The following is a 25,617-nucleotide window of genomic DNA, read 5'->3' as shown; positions in this document are numbered from 1 at the left end:
CTCCTAAAATAATCAAAGCGCTGTAAGTAATTATATTGCCTATATTTTTAGGTCTGGTGGTTTTTAATGACGGCATACGTAAACGGTAAGCATATATTTTCATTATAAGCATACGAACAATGTATAGCCCTACCAATAGGATTAAAAAAGTATCTACCGTAATTACCTTAAAATAAATAAGACCTAGTGATATAGCTACTCCCAATCTACAAAAAATCTCTTTTAAAAAATTCCCAAAGAAAGATTTCATATGAATTTTACCCCAAGCATAAAAGACTTCAAAATAAGCCATAGCCATAGCTATAATAAAAATATACCAAACATAATCTTTTACGATTTCATTTTTTTGGGCTAAGAAATTACCAATAGCATCATTGGCAATGTAAGACAACAGACCTATAGGGATAATTAAAACTAAAGGCAGCAATAGCATTAACGTTAAAAAGCCATCTTTCTCTCTCTTTTCTTTAAAACTACTATAAAACTTAACTAATGTATTTGGAACCCCAAAAGCCATTACAGGCATAAGAACTGCCGAAGCAGAAAGAATTACCATTACTAAACCTAAATATTCATCCGTTAAAAAATTAGTGTACAAAAACAGCACATTAACAGCTCCCAAAGCAAAACCCAAATAGGTTACAATGGTGTTACTAATTGCCTGTTTTCTTACTATTCCCATTACAAATGTTTCGCTAATTGCTCTGTTAATGCCTTTCGACTGTATTTCTCTATATTTTCAGAGGTATTTTTTAACTCTCCTTTAAGATACAGTTTAAACCACTTTACAATAACTTCCTTTAGGGCTTCTTTATTATCATACAAAAAAGCCTTCCCTGTATTTGTTTCCGATATTAGTTGCCCTACATCCCAATTCTTTGGTCCTATTCCAAGTATTGGCCTACCTGCAGCCATATACTCAAACAACTTCCCTGGAATAATACCCTTAGTTTCTTCCGCATCTATCTCTATTAAAAGTAATACTTGAGATTTTCTTTGAAAAGAAATTGCTTTTTTATGTGATAAATAACCCACGATTTTTGTATTAGATATAAGACCATGCTTGGTAATATTCTCTAAAACATCATCACTTACAACCCCAACCAACTGCAACTTAAAATGGGTTTTAAATTTCTCATTTTCGGTTACTAATTCGGACAAGGCTTGCCACAAATTATTAGGATCTCGTCCTGTTAATAAAGAACCTATATGAGCCATGGTAAATTCAGTATCTAAAACCTCCGTATTAGAGGTAGAAACGTCATATCCATTTGTGATTACTTCTATAGGTTTCTTGGTAATAGCAGTAAATTCTGCTTTTGTAGTAGCACTAGTAACTATAACGGTATCCGCGGTATTTAGCACCTTACTTTCTAATTGCTTGTGCTTTTTTTGGGATGCTTTTGTAAGCTTCAATTTTTTATGGTACCCAATAGTAGTCCAAGGATCTCTAAAATCGGTAACCCAACGTATATCTAATTTTTCTTTTAAGCCTAAACCTATCAAGTGAACGCTATGCGGTGGCCCTGTAGTAATTACAGTTTCTATTTTTTCTTTTTCTAGTACTCCTTCTAAAAAGGTAATCGAAGGTTTTACCCAAAATTTACGTGCATCTGGAATAAATAAATTCCCTCTTATCCATAGAAACAATTTTTCTACTATAGATTGTTTTTTTGTCTGAATTAACCCGGAACTTATCCGTTTTGTTTTTTTGGATGAAAACACACTCGCCAAAGCATAAGGCTCAAAAATTGGTTGTTCATAAATTGTTATTCCCTCCGGAATTTCTTTTAAAAGCGATGCATCTTGTATGGGATAATGAGGGTTCTTTGGAATATACAGAACTGGTTCCACATTAAAATCTCTTAAATACGTAATGAATTTTAGCCAACGTTGCACACCCGGACCTCCAGCGGGTGGCCAATAATATGCAATAACTAGCACTTTTTTCATTACCCTTCTTCTTTTCTTCTGGAACGCCAAAAAGTAAAACCTAAACCTGCTAATATTAACACTCCTAATAAAGAAGAACTAGCTAAGGCTATTGTACTCCCCTCTTTTACCACTTTAGGCTCAAACTTAAATTCAATGGTATGTTTACCTGCGGGAATTTTTAACGCTCGCAGCACATAATTCACTTTAAAATGGTCTGTTAATGTACCATCTATATACGCGTTCCAACCCTTGCCATAATACATTTCTGAAAACACGGCAACACCAGCATTTTCATTGTTTGATGTATAGGTTAATCTATTCAACTTATAATCTATCAATGCAATGGTAGTCGTAGAATCTGTTTGAAAGTTAAATCTATTTATTGCAGGGAAAGAAGCTGTATTCACAACTGCTTCATTTTTATTATCTAAAGTACCTAATCCTTGAATCTCGCCATTCGCAGAAGAAACAGCGGTTAGTTTTTTAATAAACCAAGCATTACCATTCGCTTCTGGATTGGTTGCGGGGTAGCTTCTACCCTCTTCATCTTGCTGTACCACATACTTAACATTAAGCATGTTTAAAACACCTACATTCCCTTTGTATAAATGAAAATCGAATAAATCTTGAATTCCTGCGGGTTTTGCAGCATGGTACCCTCCTATAGATTTATGAAAATAAGAAGTACGTGCTCCGTTTAATCCCTCCTGAGGGTCATACACTCTAAAATGACCATTATCCTTGGCTATTTGTTGATCTAAAGGCTTTTGTTTAAAAGGTTCATTCATTTGTCTTTTGCTAACAAAATCATCCTTATCCACATATCTTTTATCTACTCCTACTAAATCGACCAATATTAAAATTGCCAATCCTAAAACCAGAAGATTCTCTTTTATTTTCCCTTTAATATACAACCATAATACCGTAGCTGTTAAGACAACGAATAATAGAGAACGTAAAGTATCATTGGTATAAACTGCTTTCCTATCTAACTGAATTAAAGACATTAATTCAGGTCCAAGATCTCCAAAGTTCTGTTTCATATAAGCATCACTACTTCCTGAAAAACTAAACATTCCTTTAAATAATAACAACCCAATTAATACAGAAACAACTGCAATCGCTGCTATTTTTAAGGCGTTTATATTTCTCCCTATAACTTCTTTATTAGTAAACAATTCATTAACAGCTAAAATTGCTAGCACTGGTGCACAGAGTTCCAGTATTACTTGTATGGAAGAAACTGCTCTAAACTTGTCATATAGCGGAAAATAATCAATCATAAAATCGGTTAGTAGACTAAAGTTTTTTCCCCAAGACAAAATTAAAGACATTATTGTACCGCCAAACAACCACCATTTGGCTTTACGCTGCACTATAAATAATCCTAATACAAATAAGAAAAAGATAACTGCCCCTATATAGGCTGGAGCTGCTACTCCTGGTTGGTCACCCCAATATAAAGGCAATTCTTCCGAAAAATTTAAAGCACTTGTTCTAGTCATTCCTTTATCCATAAGGAAGTTAAACGTCTTAGAGCTTTCTCCTAAATCTTCACCATTTGAACCCCCAAATAATCTAGGAACAAAAATATTTAAAGACTCTACTATTCCATAACTATATTGGGTAATATAGGCTTTACTAAGTCCGCCTTTATTCTCTTTTGGAGAACCATCTGGATTAATTGTCAATTCAGATTTTCCACGAGTACTCCAATCCGCATACTCTTTGGTAGCCATTAAGCCTGTTGCATTTGTAGCTATACCTAAAACTACAGCCACTAATAATATGCCTATAGAAATTGCAAAATGTTTTAATTTCTTTTTAAGTATTGCATCTACCAAATACACCATTCCTAATACCAATATAAGAAGCATACAATAGTAGGTCATTTGGTAATGGTTTGCTCCAACTTCTAATGCCATTGCTATGGCAGTAAGCACAAATCCCCAGGTGTATTTTTTTCTAAAAACAAGAACTATTCCCCCTAATAACATAGGTAAATAACCTATGGCATGTGCTTTGGCATTATGCCCTACTCCTAGAATAATAATAAGATAGGTAGAAAAACCAAAAGCTAAGGCTCCTAGAGCAGCTAATCTATAGTCTACCTTTAAACAACATAATAGAATGTAAAACCCTAGAAAGTAAACAAATAAATAATCTGCAGGGCGTGGTAAAAAGCGGATTATGCTATCTAACTTTTTTACATAGTTATGAGGGTAATATGCTCCCAATTGAAAAGTTGGCATCCCACCAAAAGCACTGTTCGTCCAATACGGTTCCTCTCCGGTAGCTTTTCTAAAATTATTTTGCTCTTTAGCCATACCCGTATATTGAACAATATCGGACTGCTGTATAACTTTACCCTGCAATACAGGATTAAAGTAAAGCAAGGCTGCAATTACGAAAAATACTAGAACAAAAAAATGTGTAAGAAGTGCTTTAAAACCTAATTTCATTGGAATACTATAGTCGTTGATAAACTCAAAGATAGTTACTCTATCTCTTCAAAGTCAATATACTCTCCAACTTTTTTGCTACTACTCTTTTTTCGAGTAGTATTTTTATCAATTATAACATCGCCTACCTTCTCTTCTTGCGTAGGGTTTTGTGTAGAGAATCCTCCCATTTTTTCTTTGAAATGCGCCTCCGTTTTCTTGGCTGCATAACTAAGCACTCTTGGTGCAAACCATTTTGCTACAGTTTTTAGCAAATAGTAAACCAAAAGAATAACTAAAATTGTCTTTAAAAATGCCATTTTATTTTAAATGATTTATATCAAAAATACAATTCTACCGTTGTAATAGCAGAGCAAAAGTCTTAAAATAATACTAAAATGATATTCATGGGGCATCCAATGGGAATGAATAAAACAAAAAAAACACTTTTTACATTGCTATTTGTCATCCCAATATTGGGAATTTCGCAGTACACTGATGTAATAAACTCTAATAGACCAGGGCAATCCGTAAGTGCTTTTGCTGTTGGTAAAAACGTAGTACAAGCAGAAATAGGTTTGCTTTATGAGCAACAAGACCACAGTTTATTAAACACAGAATCTAACATCTGGGCTACAGATATTTCTTTGCGTTACGGACTGCTTTTTGAGCGATTAGAAATTAACTGGGAAGGTATTTTCCAAAACCAGGATATTACTTTCATAAACTCTGGATTGGAAGATTCTTACACCAACTTTTCTAGAAACCGAATAGGGCTTAAATATTTAGTTTTTGATCCATTTATAAATCCAAAAAGAGCGAACCCTAATTTATACAGTTGGAAAGCCAATAATAAATTTAAATGGGACAATTTGGTGCCTGCAATTTCGGTATATGGTGGTGTAAATTATTTATTTGGAGATAACCCTTTTTATGTTGGTGACCCAAGTTTATCTTACAGAGCAATGGTTGCTACCCAAAGTAGATTAACTCCCAGGTTTGTATTGATTACTAATTTTGCCTACGATCGTATAAGTACAGATTTTCCAGAAATGAGCTATCTAGTATCTATCTCCCATGCTTTTAGAAACCCTAAATGGAGTGTATTTCTAGAAAATCAAGGAATAAAAAGTGACCGCTATGCAGATAACCTACTTAGAGGTGGTATAGCCCATTTACTTAGCGAAAGATTACAGGTTGATGTTAATTTAGGAGCAAGTTTTAAAAACACACCTTCCAGAGTGTTTATATCTATTGGAGCTTCCTATAGATTCGATTTTCATAAAGACCCAGAAACATCTATTGACGAACAGAAGGCTGGCCAAAATGGAGGCCCTATTAAAAAGAACTCCATGAAAAAGAAAAAGAAAGAAGGTGGTTCTGGAGCTGAGGATATAGATTTAGGCCCTACTAAAAAGGAGTTAAAGAAGCACAAAAAAGAAGAGAAGAAAAAGAAAAAAGCCAGAAAAAATAAAAAAGAAAAAGATGATGGTGTTATTGAGTTTTAAATTATAACCAAGAAACATAAACTTATTACATAGATTTTACAGAAGAACACTGGTAGTTATACATTTCAACTATCTTTGTTCTTCTATCTTTTTATACAAATTCGTAATTATTAAAAATAAGTAAATGCCTTTTAAAAAGCTCCACGCTTCGCTTAAAGAAGCTTTAGAAAGATTACATATAGAATCTGCTACTCCTTTTCAACAAAATGCGATACCCAAAATAAAAAGTGGTATAAACGTATTTGGTATTGCCCCTAAAGAAAGTGGTAAAACAACCGCAATGATACTAAATACGGTTCAAAAGCTTAATTGCACAGCAGTTGGGGATGCTCCTAGAGCCTTAATAATAGTAGAGAATAAAAAGGAGGCACTAGAACTTCATGAAAAATTTTTAGAATTCACTAAATACACCGATTTAAGAGTATATATGGGCTATGAAGAGCTGCATATAGACGTTCAAAAATCTGAAATCTACATGGGAGTTGACATTCTTATAAGCACCCCTAAAAACATCCATAAGTTATTTTTAACCAATGGCGTTAGTATTTCAGAGCTTAAAATATGCTTTGTAGATGACGCTGATTTTCTTTTACAACGCAAAGAATTAAGCTCTTTAACAACAACTTCGGAGAGTATTAAAAAATGCCAATATGTAATTTTGGCAGAGAAACTAAACCCAAAGCTAGAGAAATTAAGAGATTATTTTATGGAAAATTCGGTCGTCGTAAAAATCTAAAAAACATATTTTCTTAATCTTATAATTACTACCTGTAATTTGTACTTTTATTTCCCCAGTTACACTAAAGACTTATCATGATAATTTTAAAAGAAGCTACGACTAAAAGTGATTTAAAGAAGTTTGTTAAATTCCCTTTTAGCCTTTATAAAGATTGTAAATATTGGGTTCCACCTATTATAAGTGATGAACTAGCTACTTTTAATAAAGATAAAAACCCTGCATTTAAAGATGCTGAAGTTCAATTTTTTCTTGCGTATAAAAACAACTCTATCGTTGGCCGTATTGCTGCTATTGTTAATTGGATAGAAATAAACCAGCAGCAAGTAAAAAAAATGCGCTTTGGTTGGTTCGATTTTATAGACGATACGGAAGTTTCCGAAAAGCTATTAGATAAAGTAAAAGAAATAGGACAACACCATAAATTAGAATATATGGAAGGCCCTGTTGGCTTTTCTAATTTAGATAAGGTTGGCGTACTAATTGAAGGTTTTAATGAAATGGGAACCATGATAACCTGGTATAACCATGCATACTACCAAAACCATTACGAGCGTTTAGGATTTGTAAAAGAAAAAGAATATGAGGAAAACCGATTTCCTTTTGTTAATGCTAATCCAAAATTCTTTGCGAGAATAGATGCATTAGTACAAAAAAGGTATGGTCTTAGACCACTTTACCTAACCAAAACAGAAGAGGTTATGCCTATGGCAGACCAAATGTTCGATTTATTTAATGAATCTTACTCTAAATTATCCTCATTTGTCCCTATAACAGATATTCAAAAAGCCTATTTTAAAAAGAAATACATTAGTTTTATAAACCCCGAATATATTAAATTTGTTGTAGATAAAAACGATAAATTAATTGCTTTCGGCGTTGTTATGCCTTCATTTTCAGAGGCATTACAAAAAGCTAACGGAAAACTCTTTCCTTTTGGTTTTTATCATTTACTTAAAGCAAAAAAACATAGTAAAGATGTTATCTTTTATTTAATCGGGGTGCATCCAGAATACCAAAATAAAGGGGTAACAGCTGTAATTTTTAACCAATATCACAAAACGTTTTCTGCTCTAGGCATTAAAAACTGTATCCGAACTCCAGAATTGGCAGATAATATAGCTATTAAACAACTTTGGAAACATTTTTATCCGGAAATTTATAAACGAAGAAGAACTTATAGAAAAGATATTTAAAATAAAAACCCCTAAAGCTTAGAAAGCTTTAGGGGTTTTTATTTTATTACCTATAGAATTATTCTCCCATAGCAGCAGAAACAGCTGCAGACAATCTTTTATAAGTTCCATTCTCTAATCTTTCTCTAATAGAAGAGAAAGCCGTTAATGTTTCTTCTACATCTTGTAAAGTATGTGTAGCTGTAGGTATTAATCGTAATAAGATTAACCCTTTAGGAATTACAGGATACACAACAATAGAACAGAAAATTCCATGATTCTCTCTTAAATCCTTCACCAAAGCCATTGCTTCTGGAATGCTTCCATTTAAATATACCGGAGTAACACAACTAGTTGTTGTGCCTATATCGAAGCCTTTTTCTTTTAGTCCAGATTGTAAAGCATTTACATTTTCCCATAATTTTGCTTTCAATTCTGGTTGTGTACGCAACATATCTAAACGTTTCAATGCACCTTTAACATAAACCATTGGTAATGATTTAGCGAACATTTGTGAACGTAAGTTGTATTTTAAATAGTCTATAATCCCTTGATCTGCAGCTACAAAAGCTCCGATACCAGCCATAGATTTTGCAAACGTAGCCAAATACACATCAATATCACCTTGCACACCTTGCTCTTCTCCTGCTCCTGCTCCTGTTTTTCCTAAGGTTCCAAAACCATGAGCATCATCTACTAAGAATCTAAAATTATATTTTTTCTTAAGCGCTACGATCTCTTTAAGAATTCCTTGTTCGCCACGCATTCCGAAAACTCCTTCTGAAATCACCAAAATTCCGCCTCCAGTTTGCTCCGCCATTTTACTAGCGCGCTGTAAGTTTTTTTCTAAACTTTCTGGATCATTATGCATAAATGTAAAACGCTTACCCATATGTAAACGCACACCATCTATTATACAAGCATGACAGTCTACATCGTACACTATAATATCATCTTTAGTAACCAAAGCATCGATTACCGACATAAATCCTTGGTATCCAAAATTTAATAAATAAGAGGCTTCTTTACTTGAAAAATCTGCCAACTCATTTTCTAACTGCTCATGAAACTCTGTGTGCCCACTCATCATTCTTGCTCCCATCGGATAAGCTGCTCCATATTCTAAAGCTGCCTCCCCATCTACCTTTTTTATTTCTGGTAAATTAGATAGTCCTAAATAGTCATTAATACTCCAAGTTATAACATCTCGTCCTTGGAATTTCATTCTATTAGATATTGGTCCTTCTAATTTAGGGAAAACAAAATATCCTTCTGCTTGCGAAGCCCATTTTCCAAGGGGCCCTTTATTCTCCAAAATTCTTTCAAATAAATCTCTCATCTCATTACATTGGTTCTACCTGCAAAAATAAAGATTTTTACTAAGGTTTCATAAATTATTAATACACAAAAAAGCAGCTACTTAAAAGGAGCTGCTTTTTTGTATTAAAATAACATACTTATTTTATAAATTCAATTTCCTGTGCTTCTTCTACTGCTTTAGCATTTAAAAAGCCTTGATTTTCCATCCAAGTATCACTATATACTTTACTCATATATCTTGAACCATGGTCCGGAAATATAACCACAACATTACTATCTTTAGTAAACTCACCTTCTGCGCTTAGTTGCTTAACCGCTTGTACTACTGCGCCACTTGTATAACCAACAAATAACCCTTCGGTTTTAGAAATAGCTCTTGCCATATGAGCGCTTTCTCCATCGGTTACTTTTATAAACTTATCTATTACACTAAAATCTGTAGCTGTAGGAATTAAATTTTTTCCCAACCCTTCTATTCTATATGGGTAAATTTCATCTTGATCAATTTTACCAGTCTCATGGTAACTCTTTAAAACTGAACCAAAAGCATCTACACCTATAACTTTAACCTCTGGGTTTTGTTCTTTAATATATTTTCCTGTTCCAGAAATTGTTCCTCCTGTACCACTACAAACCACTAAATGAGTTAAGTTTCCATTCGTTTGCTCCCAAATTTCTGGTCCTGTAGACCTGTAATGAGCCTCTTGGTTTAAGATATTGAAGTATTGATTAATGTATACGGATCCTTTTGTTTCACTATGTAATCTCTTGGCTACTTCGTAATATGACCTAGGATCGTCAGCACTTACATGTGCAGGGCAAACATAAACTTTTGCTCCCATTGCGCGTAACATATCTATCTTATCTGGAGAAGATTTATCACTAACCGCTAAAATACATTTATACCCTTTAAGAATACTTACCATAGCAATACTAAAACCCGTATTACCAGAAGTAGTCTCAATTATAGTACTTCCTTTAGTTAATATTCCTTTTTTTTCTGCTTCTTCTATAATAAAGGAAGCTATTCTGTCTTTTGTTGAGTGTCCGGGGTTAAAGGCTTCTACCTTTGCATAAAAATTTCCAGTAAAATCAGAAGCAATTTTATTAAGCTTAATTAAGGGGGTATTTCCTATTAATTCTAGGACATTATTATAAGCATTTATCTTATTTTCCATAAAATGGTATCTAAGTTAATAAAGGTTGCCAACTTACGTATTTGACAAAAATTAAGCTACAAAATTACTATTTTTTTTGACTTAATGGTATTTTTCCCTCTAAATCTAGTATAAAAGCATATTCTTTGGTTACCTCTCGCAAAGACTCAAACCTTCCAGAAGCTCCACCATGCCCTGCTTCCATATTAATATCAAAAACTAATATATTATCATCCTTTTTATATTCCCTTAATTTGGCTACCCATTTCGCTGGCTCAAAATACTGTACTTGGGAATCATGAAGTCCAGTTATTACTAACATATTAGGGTATTCTTGCTCTACAACCATGTCATAAGGCGAATAGGACTTCATATATTCATAGTATTCTTTTTCATTAGGGTTTCCCCATTCATCATATTCCCCTGTTGTTAAAGGAATAGAGTCATCTAACATAGTGGTTATCACATCAACAAATGGAACCGATGCTATTACCCCATTATACAATTCGGGCGCTATATTTACCACAACCCCCATTAATAGACCTCCAGCAGAGCCTCCCATCGCGTATAAATGCTCCGCACTTGTATAATTATTTTCTATTAAAAATTTAGAACAATCTACAAAATCTGTAAATGTATTTTTCTTTTTTAAAAGCTTACCATCTTCGTACCATTGCCTACCCAAATACTCTCCTCCACGTACATGTGCTATAACATAAACAAAACCTCTATCTAACAAACTTAAACGTATTGTTGAAAAATAAGGATCTATTGTAGATCCATAAGAACCATAGGCATATTGTAATACAGGGGTATCTTTATTAATTTCTGTGTCTTTATGATAAACTATAGACATAGGAACTTTAACTCCGTCTCTTGCTGTTGCCCAAACTCTTTTGGATGTATAGTTTTCCTTTTTAAACTCTCCGCCTAACACTTCTTGTTCTTTTTTTATGGTCTTCTCTTTGGTATCCATATTAAAATCTATGACCGAACTTGGTGTTGTCATAGAATTATATCCATATCTAAATATATTTGTGTCATAATCAGGATTAGTACCAACATAACAAGTATACGTTTCACTATTAAAAGGCAAATAATACGCATCTGTAGCATCCCATCTTACAATTTTTAACGTATTAAGCCCATTTTCTCTTTCTGAAAGAACATAATAATCTTTAAAAATATCAATATCCTCCAAAAGCACATTCTCTCTATGCGGAATAAACTCTTCCCAATTCTCTGAAAATGTAGCTCCTTCTTTAACTTTCATTAACTTAAAATTAAGGGCTTTATCCTTATTTGTTAACACATAAAAAGAATCCTCGTAGTGCGATATAGAATATTCTACCCCCCTAACTCTTGGCGAAAAAATGGTGAATTTTCCATCTGGATCATTTGCGTTAAGGATTTGTATTTCTGTAGTTAAAGTACTATAAGAAATTATAGCAATATACTTTTTGGATTTTGTTTTATATACAGCCGCTCCATACGTATCATCTTTTTCATGAAATATTAAGCTATCCTCTTCTGTTGCAGTGCCTATTTTGTGTTTATAGATCTTATCCGAACGTAAGGTTATACTATCTTTTTTGGTATAAAAAATGGTTTTATTATCATTTGCCCAAACAGCACCTCCTGTAGTATCTTCTATCTTATCTGAATAAACTTCACCTGTATTTAGATTTTTAATTCGCAATATATATTGCCTTCTAGAAACGGTATCTACTCCGAATATCGCCAAATTATTATCTGGACTAATAGATATTCCTCCTATCTTAAAATAGTCATGCCCTTCTGCCATCACATTACCATTGAACATAATTTCCTCAGGAGCATCTAAACTTTCTTTATGGCGCGCATAAATAGGATATTCTTTACCCGTCTCAAAACGAGTAACATACCAATACCCATTGTTTTTATACGGCACAGAAGAATCATCTTCCTTAATTCTAGATTTCATCTCCGTAAATAACTCTTCTTGAAAACCCTTGGTATGCTTAGTTAAGGTATTATAGTAGGCATTCTCCTTATTTAAATACTCTATCACCTCTTCATTATCCCTATCATTTAACCAATAGTAATTATCTATCCTTACATCTTCATGTTTTACTAATTCCTTTACTATTTTCTTTGCTATTGGAGCAATCGGTTCTATCATATCTTTTTTATCATTTTTGCAAGAGAATGCAAAAGTAACACTAATTAAAAAAAATATTCTTCTTCTTATGTTCATCTTGCTATACTATTTAATTTAAACATTTTGTAGTTTTGAATATTAATCTATAAAAATAATAAAATTATGTTTGGTGATATGATGGGAATGATGGGGATACTTAAAGAAACCCAAGCTAAAGTAGATGCTACAAAGAAAAGACTTGACACAGTAATGTTACAGGAGAATTCTTTAGATAACTTATTAAGTGTTACAATAACTGCTAACCGATTACTAAAAGAAATTAATATAAACGACAGCTTATTAGAAGATAAGGAACAACTAGAAGATTATCTTATCACAACTATAAACAAAGCAATTGCACAAGCAACAAATGTAAACGAAGCAGAACTAGCTGCTGTTGCCAAAGACGGAATGCCCAATATTCCTGGAATGGATTCGTTATTTAAATAAATGGCAAGTTATTTGCTACATAGTATTTATAAAAATTATATATGAAATATTTTTTAATAATATTACTATTCCCTGTTCTACTAAGTGCCCAAGGAGATTTATACGGAGCAGATGACGTTAAGTGGCTAACGAACTATGATGAAGCCATAAAAAAGGCAAAAAAAGAACAAAAAAACGTATTAGTATATTTTACTGGAAGTGATTGGTGCCCTCCTTGTAAAAAACTTAAAACAGATTTATTTGAATCGCCAGAATTTGTTGCTATCTCTAAAAATTATGTTCTTCTGTATGTAGATCTCCCTAGAAACAAAGATTTATTATCTAAAGATCAATTAAAGCATAATTATGATTTGGCTTCTAGATATAATAAAAAGAATGCTGTGCCTTTACTTAAAGTATTAAATTCTAAAGGAAGTTCTTTAGGAGAATATTCTGGATATAGTATGACAGGAGACACACAATATCACTTGCGCTTATTAGAGCAACACCAATAATAAAAACATACCGCATAAAAAAAGGAGGTATCTATTACAGATACCTCCTTTTTTTATACAATATAAACTTAGTTGTTGATCAATCTAAATTCAGTTCTTCTGTTAACAGCATGCTCTCTTTCTGTACAAGAAACACCCTCTTTACATCTATTTTTAGTTTTAGTTTCACCGTAACCATTTGCTACTAATAAGCTAGAGTTAATCCCTTTAGTGATTAAATAATCTGCTACAGCTTTTGCTCTTCTTTCAGAAAGAGCTTTGTTAGAAGACGCTGTACCTCTTACGTCTGTATGAGAAGCTAACTCTACCTTTACACCAGGGTTTTTAGCTAAAACAGGCATTAAACGGTTATCAATAATACTTTTCGCAGCAGAAGTTAAAGTAGCACTTCCTAAGTTCCAGTTAATTGGTAAAGCTTGATACTCTACTAAAGAACATTCAACTTCTTTCCAAGTAGTTAAACCACCTTTTTGCTTTAAAACTTCTTTAGAAATTGTTTTAGTAACAGCAGGTATAGTTTGCTCGCTTGTGAAAGCGTCTTTATCTAAAACAGTTTTAGTAATAGTTTTATATTCCGCTGGAATAATTTGCTCTACAACTTTAGCTGGCTCTAAAAGAACTCTTTTTGTATAACTAGCATTCTTAGAACCTATTGGCGTTTTTGCTACAGAAGCATCTGCTCCTAAAACCTGTGCATCAATAGTTGTAAACTCTGCAGGGTATCCTTTATAACACCAGTATCTACAATCATCTGGATTTCCAGAAGCACAATCAGGTGCCGAAGCTCCTAATTCCCATTGCGCGTAAGCTGGCTTAATCTCGATAGTTTCTGAAGATGGCCTAAAGGTAGCAGGAGTAATTCTTAAAGTATTTCCTCCTTCTTTAGAAACATAAGAAACCGTTTCCGTTCCCCATTTTTCAGCAACAACTGTTAATTTTTTTCCAGCAGCCTTTGTCTCAACTCTTTCTGTAACAGTTTTAAAAGTAGCAGGAACCGTTTTTAATACTTTATAAGCTGGCTTTACTGTTAATGTAACTGTTTCATTTACATACACATCTGGTGTAGTACAACGAACATAACATTTTCCTGGCTCTGGGTTTTCTGGCAAATCTTGAGCCAATGTCACGGATGCAGTCATTACTGCAAAAAGAAATAAAATTTTTTTCATAATGGTAATAGTGTTTATTAATGTTAAAAATTATAGTTGCGCGAATTTACCTCTAACAAGAAAAAATTGCATCAGCCAGTAGCTAAAAATACCATACTAATCGATGAACTACTCAAAACAATCGATGAAACACGTGTTTCATTTAGAAAAAGTTAACATTTTACTTATTCCGCACAAATTTGTCTTTGAATAAAAAACAATCTAACTTTAAGAGAATTAATTACCTTAACTATGATTTCTATAAATAAAGGCAGTGACAATAACTATTGTTTTAAATTAAAAGCTCCAAATGGAAAGATATTATTAACCAGTATTTCTTTTCCGGATAAAACTGAAGCCTCTAAAACTGTGAAATATTTACACACAAATCCTCCAAAAGAATTATCTTTTGAAAGAAAAACAAATTTTGAAGGAAAGTTTCTTTATAATGTTAAAAACAAACAAGGCTTCCTAATTGGTTATAGCCCGTTATATTCTTCTGAAGCTGGGCTAGAGAATGGCATTTCTAATTTAAAAAAGAGGATTTATCTTCTTTCTAAAACAGATTCACTTTAGCGCTAATAGAATAGACAAAAAATTATCATGTTGCTCTTGAGTGTAATCTAAATGCGTAACCACCCTTAGCTTACCTTGCCCCATTCCTATTAAAAGCACTCCTTGTTCTGAAAGTTGATTGATAAATTCTTTTTCAGATTTATATCTTTCATCAATTTCAAAAATTACAATATTTGTTTCAATAGGCTCTACTTTCTGGACAAAAGGCAATTGCAGTAACAACTCTCCTATTTGCTTAGCTTTATCATGATCTTCTTTTAATCTATTTACATGATTATCTAATGCATAAATACCTGCTGCAGCTAAGTACCCAGCCTGCCTCATTCCTCCACCAAATATTTTTCGAATTCGTAAAGCTTGGCTCATATCCTCTTTACTTCCTATTAAAACAGATCCCACTGGGCATCCTAAACCTTTACTTAAGCATACGCTTATAGTATTAAAACAATCTCCATACTGATCTGGTGTTTCTCCTTTAGCAACCAATGCATTCCATAACCTAGCACCATCTAAATGATACCTTAAATTATTCGTATTACAGACCTTTTTTATTTTTTGCAATTCAGCAAAATTCCAACATGCTCCTCCTCCCTTATTTGTAGTATTTTCTATACTAACCAATGTTGTAAGCGGGCTATGGTAAAAATCTGGTGGATTTATCGCCTCTATTACTTGATTCGCTGTTACCATTCCTCTCTCCCCATCTAATAACTTACAACTTACCCCGCTATTAAAACTAACACCACCACCTTCATAGTTATAAATATGGGAATATTTATCGCAGATTAATTGGTCTCCAGGATTCGTATGCAATTTTATCGCTGTTTGGTTTGCCATAGTACCACTAGGAAAATATAACGCTGCTTCTTTTCCAAACATATCCGCAACCTTATTTTCTAATGCATTTACAGTGGGATCTTCTTTAAAAACATCATCTCCCACTTCTGCTTGCATCATAGCCGCCAACATTCCTTTTGTTGGCTTAGTTACCGTATCGCTTATTAAATTTATTTTCAAAATATATTTCCTTTTATTAATTCATACAATCCATCCCTATAGGAGACCCATCTGGTATTTTAGGCGATTTAAGCACTTTAAAATCCTCTGAATTTTCTTTAAACTGATTAATTCTACGATACATTTCTAAAGAGTTTACATCCCTTTTCTCCTGAAACATTCCCTGCAGTTCATTTAGTTTTAAATAAGCTACTGCGTTTACTTGGGCATGGGCTTCTTTATCTACCGCTAATTGCATTATATAATTAAGAACCCTATAATTAATACTATTCTGTACTTCTTTAAAATAAGCATCTTTATGTTCTTTCTTAAACGTATTATTAATTACAGATACTAAAACATCATTTAACCCAAGATTATCTGGATGTATAGCTTTTTGTTGAATTAATCTAGATGCTCTCTCTGAATGCAATAGGTATGTAAGAGTCATATTAGAAGCTGTTTCGGCAGCAGAAAGTGCATCAAAAGAAACTCCTGTTCTACCTTTTAGCGATTCTCTTGATCTTCCGTAACCAATAGCTCTCGGCGGAAACAAAGACAATTTACTTTCAGGAATAGCTATTACACTTGCGTCTAGCGTTTTAAGAATACTATTTAAAGCTTTTATTTGTTCTTTTTTAGATATAGTTTTTACCGTAAACTGCCCATCTCCTTTAACCGCATAATTATAATCTAAACCGCCTATAACCTTAGAAACAGCTTCGGTTTGGTACCTATGAAAAAAGTATAAAGGAGCAAAAACATCTTCTAAAGTAGCATACGCTTCTCCTGTTTTAATATTATCTACAGAAAATTGACCTATCCCAAGAGCTCTTATTTTTAGCATTTGCTCTAATTCATCGGACACATTTTTTCCATTATCCCACAAATGGGCTAAAGCATGTGCACCTCCTGCTGGTCTAGCATCTTGATCCGATATATAACGCAGCCCTTTATCTTGAGCCGTTTTTAATATTTTATCTAAACTCTCTTTTTCTTTATTTTCTTGTAAAAATTCGGAATAAGAATAAGCTATTGTCACTTTATCCCATTCCCCAATCCCTGTAGTATATGCTTTAGAAAAATCAATTTCATTTCCTTTTATGGAGAATTGAGGATGAGGATAATCCATAACAGAAGTTCTACCTATGGTACTAGCCGAAAAATTATGAGTAAACCCTAGAGTATGACCAATCTCATGTGCCGAAAGCTGGCGAATTCTTGCAAGAGCCAAATCTAACATTGGCTGGTAATTATCATCTCTTTCTGCAAAAGGCTTATTCATTAATGCTTGTGCTATTAAAAAATCTTGTCGAATACGTAAACTCCCTAAGCTTACATGCCCTTTTATAATTTCTCCTGTACGTGGGTCTGTAATACTACTACCATAACTCCACCCTCTTGTAGAACGATGCACCCATTGAATAACATTATACCTAACATCCATTGGGTCTGCGTCATCTGGCAACATTTTTAACTGAAAAGCATCTTTATAACCTATAGATTCAAAAGCTTCATTCCACCATCTTCCTCCTTCTAACAAGGCAGAACGGACTGGCTCTGGCGTTCCATTATCTAAGTAATAAATTATAGGTTCTACGGCCTCACTTATCGCTGCTCCTTTATTCTTTTTCTCTAATCTATGTCTGGTTATATACTTTTTTAAAATAGACTCCTGTACCGGAGTTGCATAATCATAATACGAAAAAGGATAAGACCCACTTCTTGGGTCAAATACACGTTTTTTATACTTAGTATCTGGCAAAGCTATAAAAGAATGATGCTGAGATACTGTAATTATATTAGCATTAGGAGCTACAGAACGAATGTAACCTCCCTTGGCTTGGCCCGTGAAAGTTAAAATAGCATCAAACTCTATATTTTTAGGAAAAGCTTTTGTCCGTTGCATATCAAAAGCACTTTTAGAAAGGTCTAAACTATAATTTCCCTGCTCTAATCTCTTAAGTTGCTCTTTTACTCCATGCGTATCCTGCATTAAAAAATTAGTAATATCAATTATATAAGCGCCTTTTTTCTCTTCCTCAATTTTAAAACCATAAAGTACCGATTTAGCAAAAGCTTGCTCTACCGATTTTTTTTCTAAAACATTATCCGTTAAAGCTCTAAATTTTAAATTTGGTTGTATCAAAAGTAATTTATTACCTGCTTTTTTAAAATAGACAACCTGCTCATTTCCTAACTGCCCTCTATCCAAGCCTATATCATTACTACCTATTCCACTGCTTAAAGAATATACATAAAGAAATTCCTTATTAAGCTCTGTAACCTCTAGATAAATTTTGTCTTTTTTATCATCATATAAAAAATGGAATAATCCTTCATATTTTTTTAATTCTTTATTTTTATCTGAAAATTGAGCTATACCATTAAAAGAAAGGAATAAAACAACACTTAATAAATAAAATTTTTTCATATCGCTATATATTGATTTCCTAAAAATATAGAAAATAGATTGCACAACCATAGTTATATTCTATTTTTGTTTCAAATTAAATTACAATGATAACTACAGACCATTACACAGGTCTATTTGATCGCCTTGGTGCGTTAAGGAGGTATCTTTGACGTTGATGCCAAACGTATTGAAATAGAAAACGAGCAAGAAAAAACCTTAGCTCCAGATTTTTGGGATAATGCACAAAAAGCCCAAGAACATATGAAGTTTATTCAATCTAAAAAACAATGGGTAGACGATTATGTATCCTCGGAAAATTTAGTGAATGACTTAGAGATTCTTTTAGAATTTTTAAAAGAAGGTGATGTCTCCGAAGAAGAGGTCGATATTCACTACCAAAAAACAGTAGATTCTATTGAAAATTTAGAATTTAAAAACATGCTTTCGGAAGAGGGTGATGAACTCACTGCTGTGTTACAAATAACTGCTGGTGCTGGTGGCACTGAAAGTTGCGATTGGGCTGCCATGCTTATGCGTATGTATATGATGTGGAGTGAAAAAAATGGATACAAAGTAAAAGAACTCAACTATCAAGAAGGAGATGTTGCTGGTATAAAAACAGTAACCTTAGAAATTGGTGGCGAGTTTGCTTTTGGTTGGTTAAAAGGCGAAAATGGGGTACATAGATTGGTACGCATCTCTCCTTTTGATAGTAATGCTAAAAGACATACTTCGTTCGCCTCTGTATATGTGTACCCTCTTGTGGATGACAGTATTGAAATTGCTATAAACCCTGCAGATGTAGAAATTACAACTGCAAGATCTAGTGGTGCTGGAGGGCAGAATGTTAATAAAGTAGAAACCAAAGTGCAACTTACCCATAAGCCCAGTGGCATACAAATTTCTTGTTCGGACTCTAGAAGCCAGCATGAAAATAGAGCTACCGCTTTAAAAATGCTTAAATCGCAATTATATGAAATAGAATTGCGTAAAAAGATGGAAGCTCGCCAAGTAATAGAATCTGGTAAAATGAAGATTGAATGGGGCTCTCAAATCCGAAACTATGTTATGCACCCGTACAAATTAGTAAAAGATGTGCGTACAGCTAAAGAAACAGGAAATGTAGACGCAGTTATGAATGGTGAAATTGGGCAGTTCCTTAAAGCCTATTTAATGATGATGGGGCAAAAAGAAGAATAAAACGATTAATCATGATAAAAATATACCACAACCCAAGATGCAGCAAATCTAGACAAGGATTGCAAATTCTAGAAGATTCTGGAAAAGAATTTAAAATAATTAAATATTTAGAAGAAATACCATCTAAAGAAGAACTCCAAGATATTATTTCTAGCTTAGGTATTACACCCTTACAGCTAATCCGAAAAAATGAAGCTATTTGGAAAGAACAATACAAAGGCAAAACATTATCTAATGATGCTATCATTGAAGCCATGTTAGCTCACCCTAAACTTATAGAACGTCCTATTTTAATTAAAGGTAACAAAGCTTTATTAGGACGCCCACCAGAGAATATCCCAAATTTTATTAACGATTAATTGTCATTGTTTTACACATAAACCTCTGATTACAAAATGCACTAATTAATTGGTACATTTATTGTTTATAGAGACATAGACACCCCTTAAAGAGAATTAACACAACATTAACAAATCGTCGTTAAACCTCTTTCAAAATTTATAATCTAAAAAACAACTTAGTATGAAAGTTAATTTAAAATGCTTTTTAGCTCTAGCAACCATCCTTTTATTAGGAGGTGAATTACAAGCACAATACGGCTACGGTGGTCGTGGCGGTGGCGGTTATGGCTACGGAAGAGGCGGCGGCGGTTATGGTAGGCAACGAAACAGCATACCACAAGCTGAAACTCCTCCAAAAAAGGAAGACCCAAAAACTGCTACAGAAATAGTAGATAATGAAATGCCCAATATCACAGAAGCCCTAGAGTTAAATGAGTTCGAGACAGCCGTATTAAGTTCGGTACTTAAAAAATACCTGCAACAACGTATTGAAATGCAAATATTAGAATTAACTCCCGAACAAATGCGGGAAGGAATGGAAAAGATAACTAAGAACCAAGATGATGAACTTAAAGCAGGTTTACCGATTGAAAAATATGATGCTTTTGTAGCTATGCAAAAAAAAGGAATAGCAAAAACAAAAAAAGAAACCAAGAAGAAGAAAAAAAAGAAACGAAAAACTAAAGATTAATATGAAAAAAACTATTCTGTTACTGTTTGTTACGATTACTTTTTATACAAATGCACAAAGACCTGGGGCAAGTAAAGTAAAACGAAACCTAATTAAATTAACAGGACTAGTTTTAGACAAAGACAATAACCTTCCTTTAGAATATGCTACTATAATTCTTCAAAATGTTAACAATCCAAAAAAAGTTACAGGAGGAATAACGAATGAGCAAGGAAAGTTTTCCGTACAAGTCCCTAGTGGAAAATATACTATTAAAATAGAATACCTATCGTACAAAACTATAACCTTAGAAGACCAATTACTCAGAATATCTAAGGACATTGGCACTATTAAACTATTACCAGACCTAGAGCAATTAGACGGTGTAGAAGTTATAGGTGAAAGAACTACCGTAGAATTACGTCTAGATAAAAAAGTGTATAATGTTGGCTCTGATCTAACAGTAAAAGGGGGCTCTGTAACTGATGTTTTAGATAATGTCCCATCGGTAACTGTAGATGAAGAAGGAGCTATTAGCCTAAGAGGTAATGAAAGTGTTCGTATCCTTATTAATGGAAAACCTTCTGCCCTATCTGGTTTAAGTACAGAAGCACTACAACAACTACCCGCAGATGCTATAGAAAAGGTAGAGGTAATTACAAACCCATCTGCTCGTTATGACGCTGAAGGAACTGCTGGAATATTAAACATTATTTTAAAACAAAGCAAAACCACTGGTTTAAATGGATCCTTTACAGCATATACAGGGTATCCTAAAAAAAATGGCCTATCCCTTAATTTAAATCTTAGAAAGGAAAATTTTAATATTTTCACAAATGCATCCTACTACTACAAGGATAGTCCTGGAAATGCTCTCTTTCAACAAGAAAATTTTACAGACCTAGGAGCAACAAATAGCTATCAAGATGAATACAGAAAATACCAAAGGCAGCAAGATGGGTTTAACACCAATATTGGCTTTGAATTTTTTATAGATTCTACAAGCAGCATAACCAATTCATTAGTATATAAAAAATCGGATGGTAAGAACTTTGTAGATATTAACTTTTTTAATTTTGATGCGAATAAAAACCCTACAATACAGAGAAATAGATATACTAATGAAACTGAAAATGATGAAGATGTACAATACTCTCTAAATTATCAGAAAAAATTTAATAATAAAGGGCATGAGCTAACTTTCGATTACCAATACTCCTCTGGAAATGAAATTGAAAACTCTATCATTAATGAAACAATATTAAACGACAACTCTGCTTTAGATACAGAGCAGACTATTAATGATGAGACTCAAAAAAATCAATTAATACAAATAGATTATGTGCTTCCCTTCGGAAAAAACAGCAACTCGCAATTAGAATTAGGCTATCGCGGAATTTTTAATAAATTTAATACCGATTTTAATTTTGGAATTCTTGACGAAACTAGATTTATTAACGATACGGATTATAGTAATGAGTTAAATTATAAAGAATACCTAAATGCTGCCTATATGCAATTAGGTACTAAGTTTAATAAATTTAATATCCTTAGCGGAATCCGCATGGAATCTTCTGATATTGGTATTGAATTAGTAAATACTAATGAAATAACTAACAAGAACTATGTAGATTGGTTTCCTTCTTTATTTTTAGGGTATGGGTTTTCAGAAAAAGAACAGCTTACTCTAAGTTATAGTCGAAGATTACGAAGACCTCGTTCTTGGTTCATAAACCCATTTCCTTCTAGATCTAGTAATACTAACCTATTTCAAGGAAATCCAGATTTAGACCCTACTTATACAAATGCTTTTGATTTTGGATACTTAAAAAGATGGGATAAAATTAGTTTTACCACTTCTGCTTATTATAATAGGTCCACTGGGGTTTTTGCTTTTATTACACAAGAAAGAGGGGATTTTGTAGAAATCCAAAATCCTGATGATGTAGCCAATCCTATTTTAGTGCCAGTACAAGTGCGCACACCAATAAATTTAGCGACAGATACACGCTATGGAATGGAGCTCACCACCACATATAATCCATTAAGAGGATGGAGGATTAATTGGAATGTAAATTTGTTTAAACAAATTGGAGAAGGAAACTACTCCTATATAAATTTTCAAAACCAAACTATAACCCAAAATTTTGATTCTAATAACTTAGCATGGTTTACCCGCCTAAGTGCTAAAATTCCATTACCCTTTAAAATAGATTTACAAACTAATGTATTCTACCGAGGTCCAAAATCTAATACTCAAACAGACTATAAAGGAGTATTAAGTACCAGTCTAGGGCTTAGCAAAGATGTTATTAAAGACAAAGCTTCTTTATCTTTAAATGTAAGCGACTTATTTAATTCTCGCAAAAGAATATCGGAGTCTAAAACAACAAATATATTTACTTATAGTGAGTTTCAAAGAAGAGAAAGGCAAATAACACTTTCGTTTAGTTATAGATTTAATCCACAAAATTTAAAACAAAAAGAACGAAGAGAAAGAAATAATGATGATAGCTTCGATATCGAAGGGTAATTTTAAATAGAAGCATAAAAAAAAGGAAGCCAATTGGCTTCCTTTTTTTTATGCTTCTTCGCGAGCAGCTCGTTTAGCTTCGCGTCTTTCTTTTAATAATTCTTTAATGTTACCAAATAACCAATAAGGCACTACGAAAGTTAATAAAAAAATCATTAACCAAAATCCTATTGTTAAGATGGTTAAAAATGATAAGAATCCTAAATATTGGTCAAAGTCAAACATGGTATATAATTTTAACAAAGCAAAGATACTTTTAAAAACATTAAAACTGCAAATCAAATCGAAAAAAAATAAAGGCTAGACTTCCATATTTTTAGACGACGTAAGAAATTGAAAGAAAAAAAACACCTAAAATTTAAAAAATAGGATTAAAATCATAACTTCTTCTAAGAAAAAATTTACCAATACACCTATAAACATAAAACCTACTTTTATAACAATAACAGCTATAATTCCGCACCAAAATAAGTGGAAATAAATGCGTAATAACCTACCTTTGATATAAACAAAATCTTTTTAAAAATGAGCTTTAGAATAGAGAAAGACACTATGGGAGAAGTTAAAGTCCCTAGTGATAAGTATTGGGGAGCGCAAACAGAACGCTCCAGAAATAATTTTAAAATAGGTCCATCTGCATCTATGCCTTTGGATATTGTTTATGGCTTTGCTTACTTAAAAAAGGCTGCTGCTTATGCCAATCATGATTTAGGTGTTTTAGCTGTTGAAAAAAGAGACTTAATAGCAAAAGTTTGTGATGAAATCTTAACAGGAATGCATGATGATCAATTTCCTTTGGTTATATGGCAAACAGGTTCTGGTACTCAAAGTAACATGAATGTAAATGAGGTTGTCGCTAACCGTGCACACGAAATTGCTGGAAAAAAAATAGGAGAAGGAGAAAAAACTATTCAACCAAACGATGACGTAAACAAGTCTCAATCTTCTAACGATACATTCCCAACAGGCATGCACATTGCTGCCTATAAAAAAATTGTAGAAACTACTATTCCTGGCGTAACTCAGCTAAGAGATACTTTTGCAAAAAAAGTAAAAGAATTTAATAATGTGGTAAAAATAGGTAGAACCCACTTAATGGATGCTACTCCCCTAACCCTAGGTCAAGAGTTCTCTGGTTACGTTTCTCAATTAGACCACGGCATAAAGGCTTTAAAAAACACTTTAAGCCATTTAAGTGAACTAGCTCTGGGTGGCACAGCAGTAGGAACAGGACTAAACACTCCAAAGGGGTACGATGTTTTAGTTGCTAAATATATTGCTGAGTTTTCTGAATTACCATTCATAACTGCTGAAAATAAATTTGAGGCACTTGCTGCTCATGATGCAATAGTAGAAAGTCATGGTGCTTTAAAGCAATTAGCGGTTTCATTAAACAAAATAGCTAATGATATTAGAATGATGGCTTCTGGTCCGCGCTCAGGTATCGGAGAAATTATCATCCCTGCTAATGAGCCCGGAAGTTCTATTATGCCCGGTAAAGTGAACCCAACGCAGTGTGAAGCTCTTACCATGGTTTGTGCGCAAATAATGGGTAATGATGTTGCAATATCTGTGGGAGGAACACAAGGACATTATGAGTTAAATGTTTTTAAACCGATGATGGCTTCTAATATCTTACAATCTGCACAACTTCTTGGAGATGCTTGTGTAAGTTTTGATGTTAATTGTGCCGCTGGTATAGAGCCAAACCATGCTGTAATTAAAGAACTACTAAACAATTCTTTAATGCTTGTTACTGCTTTAAATACTAAAATTGGATACTATAAAGCTGCTGAAATAGCAAATACTGCTCATAAAAACGGTACTACTCTAAAAGAAGAAGCTGTTAATCTAGGATATGTTACTGCTGAAGATTACGATGACTGGGTTAAACCAGAAGAAATGGTTGGTAGTCTTAACTAAGTTATAGAAAACCTTGCATAAAAAAAGAGCCAATCAAAAACGATTGGCTCTTTCGTATTAATGGATAGTGTGTACTATTTTAAAGTGAACTTAGAAGTTCCCAATAACTTTAATTTATCATCATAAACATTTACCATATAATTTCCTTTTTGGAAATCACCAAATGGCTTACCAATATAATCACAAACATCTAAAGACTTGTTTTCATAATAGAAGCTAGTTGCTTTGCTATAAGTAACAGAAGCACCAGTATCATTAGTTTTAGAATAACTCTCTCCTAGAACATTTCCTTGAGGATCTAACACCTCTACAAAAAATTCTCTATCACCAGCTCCAGCAATTACATTATCAGCTACTGTAAAACAGATTTTAAATTTATCCGTTCTACCTGCTCTAGAAGTTGAAACTAACTTACCGCT

Annotated in this window: 21 protein-coding genes and 2 pseudogenes; 11 read left to right on the top strand and 12 right to left on the bottom strand. The window is 33.2% G+C overall.

Annotation, left to right across the window (positions count from 1 at the left end; translation table 11 throughout):
* The 4 genes and pseudogenes from QZZ51_RS09660 to QZZ51_RS09645 form a co-directional block, all read right to left on the bottom strand.
* Nucleotides 1-682: pseudogene (locus QZZ51_RS09660) on the bottom strand (lipopolysaccharide biosynthesis protein); the annotation flags it as partial.
* On the bottom strand, nt 682-1,953 hold the full coding sequence (locus QZZ51_RS09655; protein ID WP_291869064.1) for a glycosyltransferase family 4 protein: 1,272 nt from the start codon (nt 1,951-1,953) through the stop codon (nt 682-684). The pseudogene QZZ51_RS09660 and the gene QZZ51_RS09655, both read right to left, overlap by 1 nt.
* Entirely contained in the window at nt 1,953-4,397 is a 2,445-nt protein-coding gene (locus QZZ51_RS09650; RefSeq protein ID WP_291869063.1) for a YfhO family protein, read from the bottom strand. The genes QZZ51_RS09655 and QZZ51_RS09650 overlap by 1 nt, the downstream gene beginning before the upstream one ends.
* 35 nt (nt 4,398-4,432) lie before the next feature.
* Nucleotides 4,433-4,696 carry a DUF4834 family protein gene (locus QZZ51_RS09645; protein WP_291869061.1) on the bottom strand — a complete coding sequence of 88 codons (264 nt, stop codon included), beginning with the start codon at nt 4,694-4,696 and terminating at the stop codon, nt 4,433-4,435.
* Nucleotides 4,697-4,783: 87 nt separating this feature from the next.
* Here QZZ51_RS09645 and QZZ51_RS09640 point away from each other — a divergent pair, with 87 nt between their 5' ends.
* The 3 genes from QZZ51_RS09640 to QZZ51_RS09630 all read left to right on the top strand — a co-directional run bounded on the left by QZZ51_RS09640 (nt 4,784) and on the right by QZZ51_RS09630 (nt 7,816).
* On the top strand, nt 4,784-5,884 hold the full coding sequence (locus tag QZZ51_RS09640) for a transporter (RefSeq protein WP_291869059.1): 1,101 nt from the start codon (nt 4,784-4,786) through the stop codon (nt 5,882-5,884).
* A gap of 124 nt (nt 5,885-6,008) precedes the next feature.
* On the top strand, nt 6,009-6,620 hold the full coding sequence (locus QZZ51_RS09635) for a DEAD/DEAH box helicase (protein WP_291869057.1): 612 nt from the start codon (nt 6,009-6,011) through the stop codon (nt 6,618-6,620).
* A 77-nt stretch (nt 6,621-6,697) separates the two neighbouring features.
* The gene (locus QZZ51_RS09630; RefSeq protein ID WP_291869055.1) at nt 6,698-7,816 is read left to right on the top strand and encodes a GTP cyclohydrolase; all 1,119 of its coding nucleotides are present in this window, start codon (nt 6,698-6,700) and stop codon (nt 7,814-7,816) included.
* 58 nt (nt 7,817-7,874) lie between these two features.
* Here the strand turns inward: QZZ51_RS09630 and QZZ51_RS09625 are convergent, their stop codons facing one another.
* The 3 genes from QZZ51_RS09625 to QZZ51_RS09615 all read right to left on the bottom strand — a co-directional run bounded on the left by QZZ51_RS09625 (nt 7,875) and on the right by QZZ51_RS09615 (nt 12,433).
* Nucleotides 7,875-9,134, bottom strand: a complete 1,260-nt coding sequence (locus QZZ51_RS09625) for an aminotransferase class I/II-fold pyridoxal phosphate-dependent enzyme (protein ID WP_291869054.1) — start codon at nt 9,132-9,134, stop codon at nt 7,875-7,877.
* Nucleotides 9,135-9,252: 118 nt separating this feature from the next.
* On the bottom strand, nt 9,253-10,293 hold the full coding sequence (locus QZZ51_RS09620; RefSeq protein WP_291869052.1) for a pyridoxal-phosphate dependent enzyme: 1,041 nt from the start codon (nt 10,291-10,293) through the stop codon (nt 9,253-9,255).
* Nucleotides 10,294-10,360: 67 nt separating this feature from the next.
* Complete coding sequence (locus tag QZZ51_RS09615) at nt 10,361-12,433, bottom strand: S9 family peptidase (RefSeq protein ID WP_291869051.1); 2,073 nt, start codon at nt 12,431-12,433, stop codon at nt 10,361-10,363.
* Between the two features lie 141 nt (nt 12,434-12,574).
* Here QZZ51_RS09615 and QZZ51_RS09610 point away from each other — a divergent pair, with 141 nt between their 5' ends.
* The gene (locus QZZ51_RS09610; protein WP_291869049.1) at nt 12,575-12,901 is read left to right on the top strand and encodes a YbaB/EbfC family nucleoid-associated protein; all 327 of its coding nucleotides are present in this window, start codon (nt 12,575-12,577) and stop codon (nt 12,899-12,901) included.
* 41 nt (nt 12,902-12,942) lie between these two features.
* Nucleotides 12,943-13,395: a thioredoxin family protein gene (locus QZZ51_RS09605; RefSeq protein WP_291869047.1), complete on the top strand. Its 453-nt coding sequence runs from the start codon at nt 12,943-12,945 to the stop codon at nt 13,393-13,395.
* A 68-nt stretch (nt 13,396-13,463) separates the two neighbouring features.
* Here the strand turns inward: QZZ51_RS09605 and QZZ51_RS09600 are convergent, their stop codons facing one another.
* Nucleotides 13,464-14,564, bottom strand: coding sequence for an OmpA family protein (locus QZZ51_RS09600; RefSeq protein ID WP_291869045.1), 1,101 nt, complete (start codon nt 14,562-14,564; stop codon nt 13,464-13,466).
* A gap of 231 nt (nt 14,565-14,795) precedes the next feature.
* Between QZZ51_RS09600 and QZZ51_RS09595 the strand changes: the two genes are divergently transcribed.
* Nucleotides 14,796-15,119 carry a hypothetical protein gene (locus QZZ51_RS09595; RefSeq protein WP_291869043.1) on the top strand — a complete coding sequence of 108 codons (324 nt, stop codon included), beginning with the start codon at nt 14,796-14,798 and terminating at the stop codon, nt 15,117-15,119.
* On the opposite strand, the gene QZZ51_RS09590 is transcribed toward QZZ51_RS09595, so the two are convergent.
* On the bottom strand, nt 15,111-16,136 hold the full coding sequence (locus QZZ51_RS09590; RefSeq protein WP_291869041.1) for a GntG family PLP-dependent aldolase: 1,026 nt from the start codon (nt 16,134-16,136) through the stop codon (nt 15,111-15,113). The genes QZZ51_RS09595 and QZZ51_RS09590 overlap by 9 nt on opposite strands.
* A gap of 16 nt (nt 16,137-16,152) precedes the next feature.
* Entirely contained in the window at nt 16,153-18,549 is a 2,397-nt protein-coding gene (locus tag QZZ51_RS09585; RefSeq protein WP_291869040.1) for a zinc-dependent metalloprotease, read from the bottom strand.
* Nucleotides 18,550-18,635: 86 nt separating this feature from the next.
* On the opposite strand from QZZ51_RS09585, the gene prfB reads away from it, so the two are divergent.
* From prfB to QZZ51_RS09565, 4 genes are all read left to right on the top strand, one after another.
* A protein-coding gene (gene prfB / locus QZZ51_RS09580; RefSeq protein WP_291869038.1) for a peptide chain release factor 2 occupies nt 18,636-19,731 on the top strand; the annotation gives its coding sequence in 2 pieces (ribosomal slippage) (nt 18,636-18,698 and nt 18,700-19,731; 1,095 coding nt in all).
* 11 nt (nt 19,732-19,742) lie between these two features.
* Nucleotides 19,743-20,090, top strand: coding sequence for an arsenate reductase (glutaredoxin) (gene arsC / locus QZZ51_RS09575; RefSeq protein WP_291869036.1), 348 nt, complete (start codon nt 19,743-19,745; stop codon nt 20,088-20,090).
* A gap of 163 nt (nt 20,091-20,253) precedes the next feature.
* Entirely contained in the window at nt 20,254-20,763 is a 510-nt protein-coding gene (locus tag QZZ51_RS09570) for a hypothetical protein (RefSeq protein ID WP_291869034.1), read from the top strand.
* Between the two features lies 1 nt (nt 20,764).
* Nucleotides 20,765-23,275: an outer membrane beta-barrel family protein gene (locus QZZ51_RS09565; RefSeq protein WP_291869032.1), complete on the top strand. Its 2,511-nt coding sequence runs from the start codon at nt 20,765-20,767 to the stop codon at nt 23,273-23,275.
* A gap of 48 nt (nt 23,276-23,323) precedes the next feature.
* On the opposite strand, the gene QZZ51_RS09560 is transcribed toward QZZ51_RS09565, so the two are convergent.
* Entirely contained in the window at nt 23,324-23,500 is a 177-nt protein-coding gene (locus QZZ51_RS09560) for a hypothetical protein (RefSeq protein WP_291869030.1), read from the bottom strand.
* Between the two features lie 300 nt (nt 23,501-23,800).
* Here QZZ51_RS09560 and fumC point away from each other — a divergent pair, with 300 nt between their 5' ends.
* Nucleotides 23,801-25,198 (top strand): class II fumarate hydratase, encoded by a 1,398-nt coding sequence (gene fumC / locus QZZ51_RS09555; RefSeq protein WP_291869028.1) that lies wholly within the window; start codon nt 23,801-23,803, stop codon nt 25,196-25,198.
* A 74-nt stretch (nt 25,199-25,272) separates the two neighbouring features.
* Here fumC and QZZ51_RS09550 read toward each other — a convergent pair.
* A pseudogene (locus tag QZZ51_RS09550) lies at nt 25,273-25,617 on the bottom strand (hypothetical protein); the annotation flags it as partial.

This window comes from Maribacter sp. (assembly GCF_016744255.1).
In the GTDB taxonomy this organism is placed as follows: Bacteria; Bacteroidota; Bacteroidia; order Flavobacteriales; family Flavobacteriaceae; genus Maribacter_B.
The sequence above is the reverse complement of the archived record's forward strand: the minus strand, read 5'-3'. Positions and strand labels throughout refer to the sequence as shown.

Coding starts and splice junctions, on each gene's coding strand:
- QZZ51_RS09640 (WP_291869059.1), top strand. CDS start 4,784: ATGGGGCATCCAATGGGAATGAATAAAACAAAAAAAACACTTTTTACA.
- QZZ51_RS09635 (WP_291869057.1), top strand. CDS start 6,009: ATGCCTTTTAAAAAGCTCCACGCTTCGCTTAAAGAAGCTTTAGAAAGA.
- QZZ51_RS09615 (WP_291869051.1), bottom strand. CDS start 12,433: ATGATAGAACCGATTGCTCCAATAGCAAAGAAAATAGTAAAGGAATTA.
- QZZ51_RS09630 (WP_291869055.1), top strand. CDS start 6,698: ATGATAATTTTAAAAGAAGCTACGACTAAAAGTGATTTAAAGAAGTTT.
- QZZ51_RS09650 (WP_291869063.1), bottom strand. CDS start 4,397: ATGAAATTAGGTTTTAAAGCACTTCTTACACATTTTTTTGTTCTAGTA.
- QZZ51_RS09645 (WP_291869061.1), bottom strand. CDS start 4,696: ATGGCATTTTTAAAGACAATTTTAGTTATTCTTTTGGTTTACTATTTG.
- QZZ51_RS09610 (WP_291869049.1), top strand. CDS start 12,575: ATGTTTGGTGATATGATGGGAATGATGGGGATACTTAAAGAAACCCAA.
- QZZ51_RS09585 (WP_291869040.1), bottom strand. CDS start 18,549: ATGAAAAAATTTTATTTATTAAGTGTTGTTTTATTCCTTTCTTTTAAT.
- arsC (WP_291869036.1), top strand. CDS start 19,743: ATGATAAAAATATACCACAACCCAAGATGCAGCAAATCTAGACAAGGA.
- QZZ51_RS09560 (WP_291869030.1), bottom strand. CDS start 23,500: ATGTTTGACTTTGACCAATATTTAGGATTCTTATCATTTTTAACCATC.
- QZZ51_RS09620 (WP_291869052.1), bottom strand. CDS start 10,293: ATGGAAAATAAGATAAATGCTTATAATAATGTCCTAGAATTAATAGGA.
- QZZ51_RS09625 (WP_291869054.1), bottom strand. CDS start 9,134: ATGAGAGATTTATTTGAAAGAATTTTGGAGAATAAAGGGCCCCTTGGA.
- QZZ51_RS09605 (WP_291869047.1), top strand. CDS start 12,943: ATGAAATATTTTTTAATAATATTACTATTCCCTGTTCTACTAAGTGCC.
- QZZ51_RS09570 (WP_291869034.1), top strand. CDS start 20,254: ATGAAAGTTAATTTAAAATGCTTTTTAGCTCTAGCAACCATCCTTTTA.
- fumC (WP_291869028.1), top strand. CDS start 23,801: ATGAGCTTTAGAATAGAGAAAGACACTATGGGAGAAGTTAAAGTCCCT.
- QZZ51_RS09655 (WP_291869064.1), bottom strand. CDS start 1,953: ATGAAAAAAGTGCTAGTTATTGCATATTATTGGCCACCCGCTGGAGGT.
- QZZ51_RS09600 (WP_291869045.1), bottom strand. CDS start 14,564: ATGAAAAAAATTTTATTTCTTTTTGCAGTAATGACTGCATCCGTGACA.
- QZZ51_RS09595 (WP_291869043.1), top strand. CDS start 14,796: ATGATTTCTATAAATAAAGGCAGTGACAATAACTATTGTTTTAAATTA.
- QZZ51_RS09565 (WP_291869032.1), top strand. CDS start 20,765: ATGAAAAAAACTATTCTGTTACTGTTTGTTACGATTACTTTTTATACA.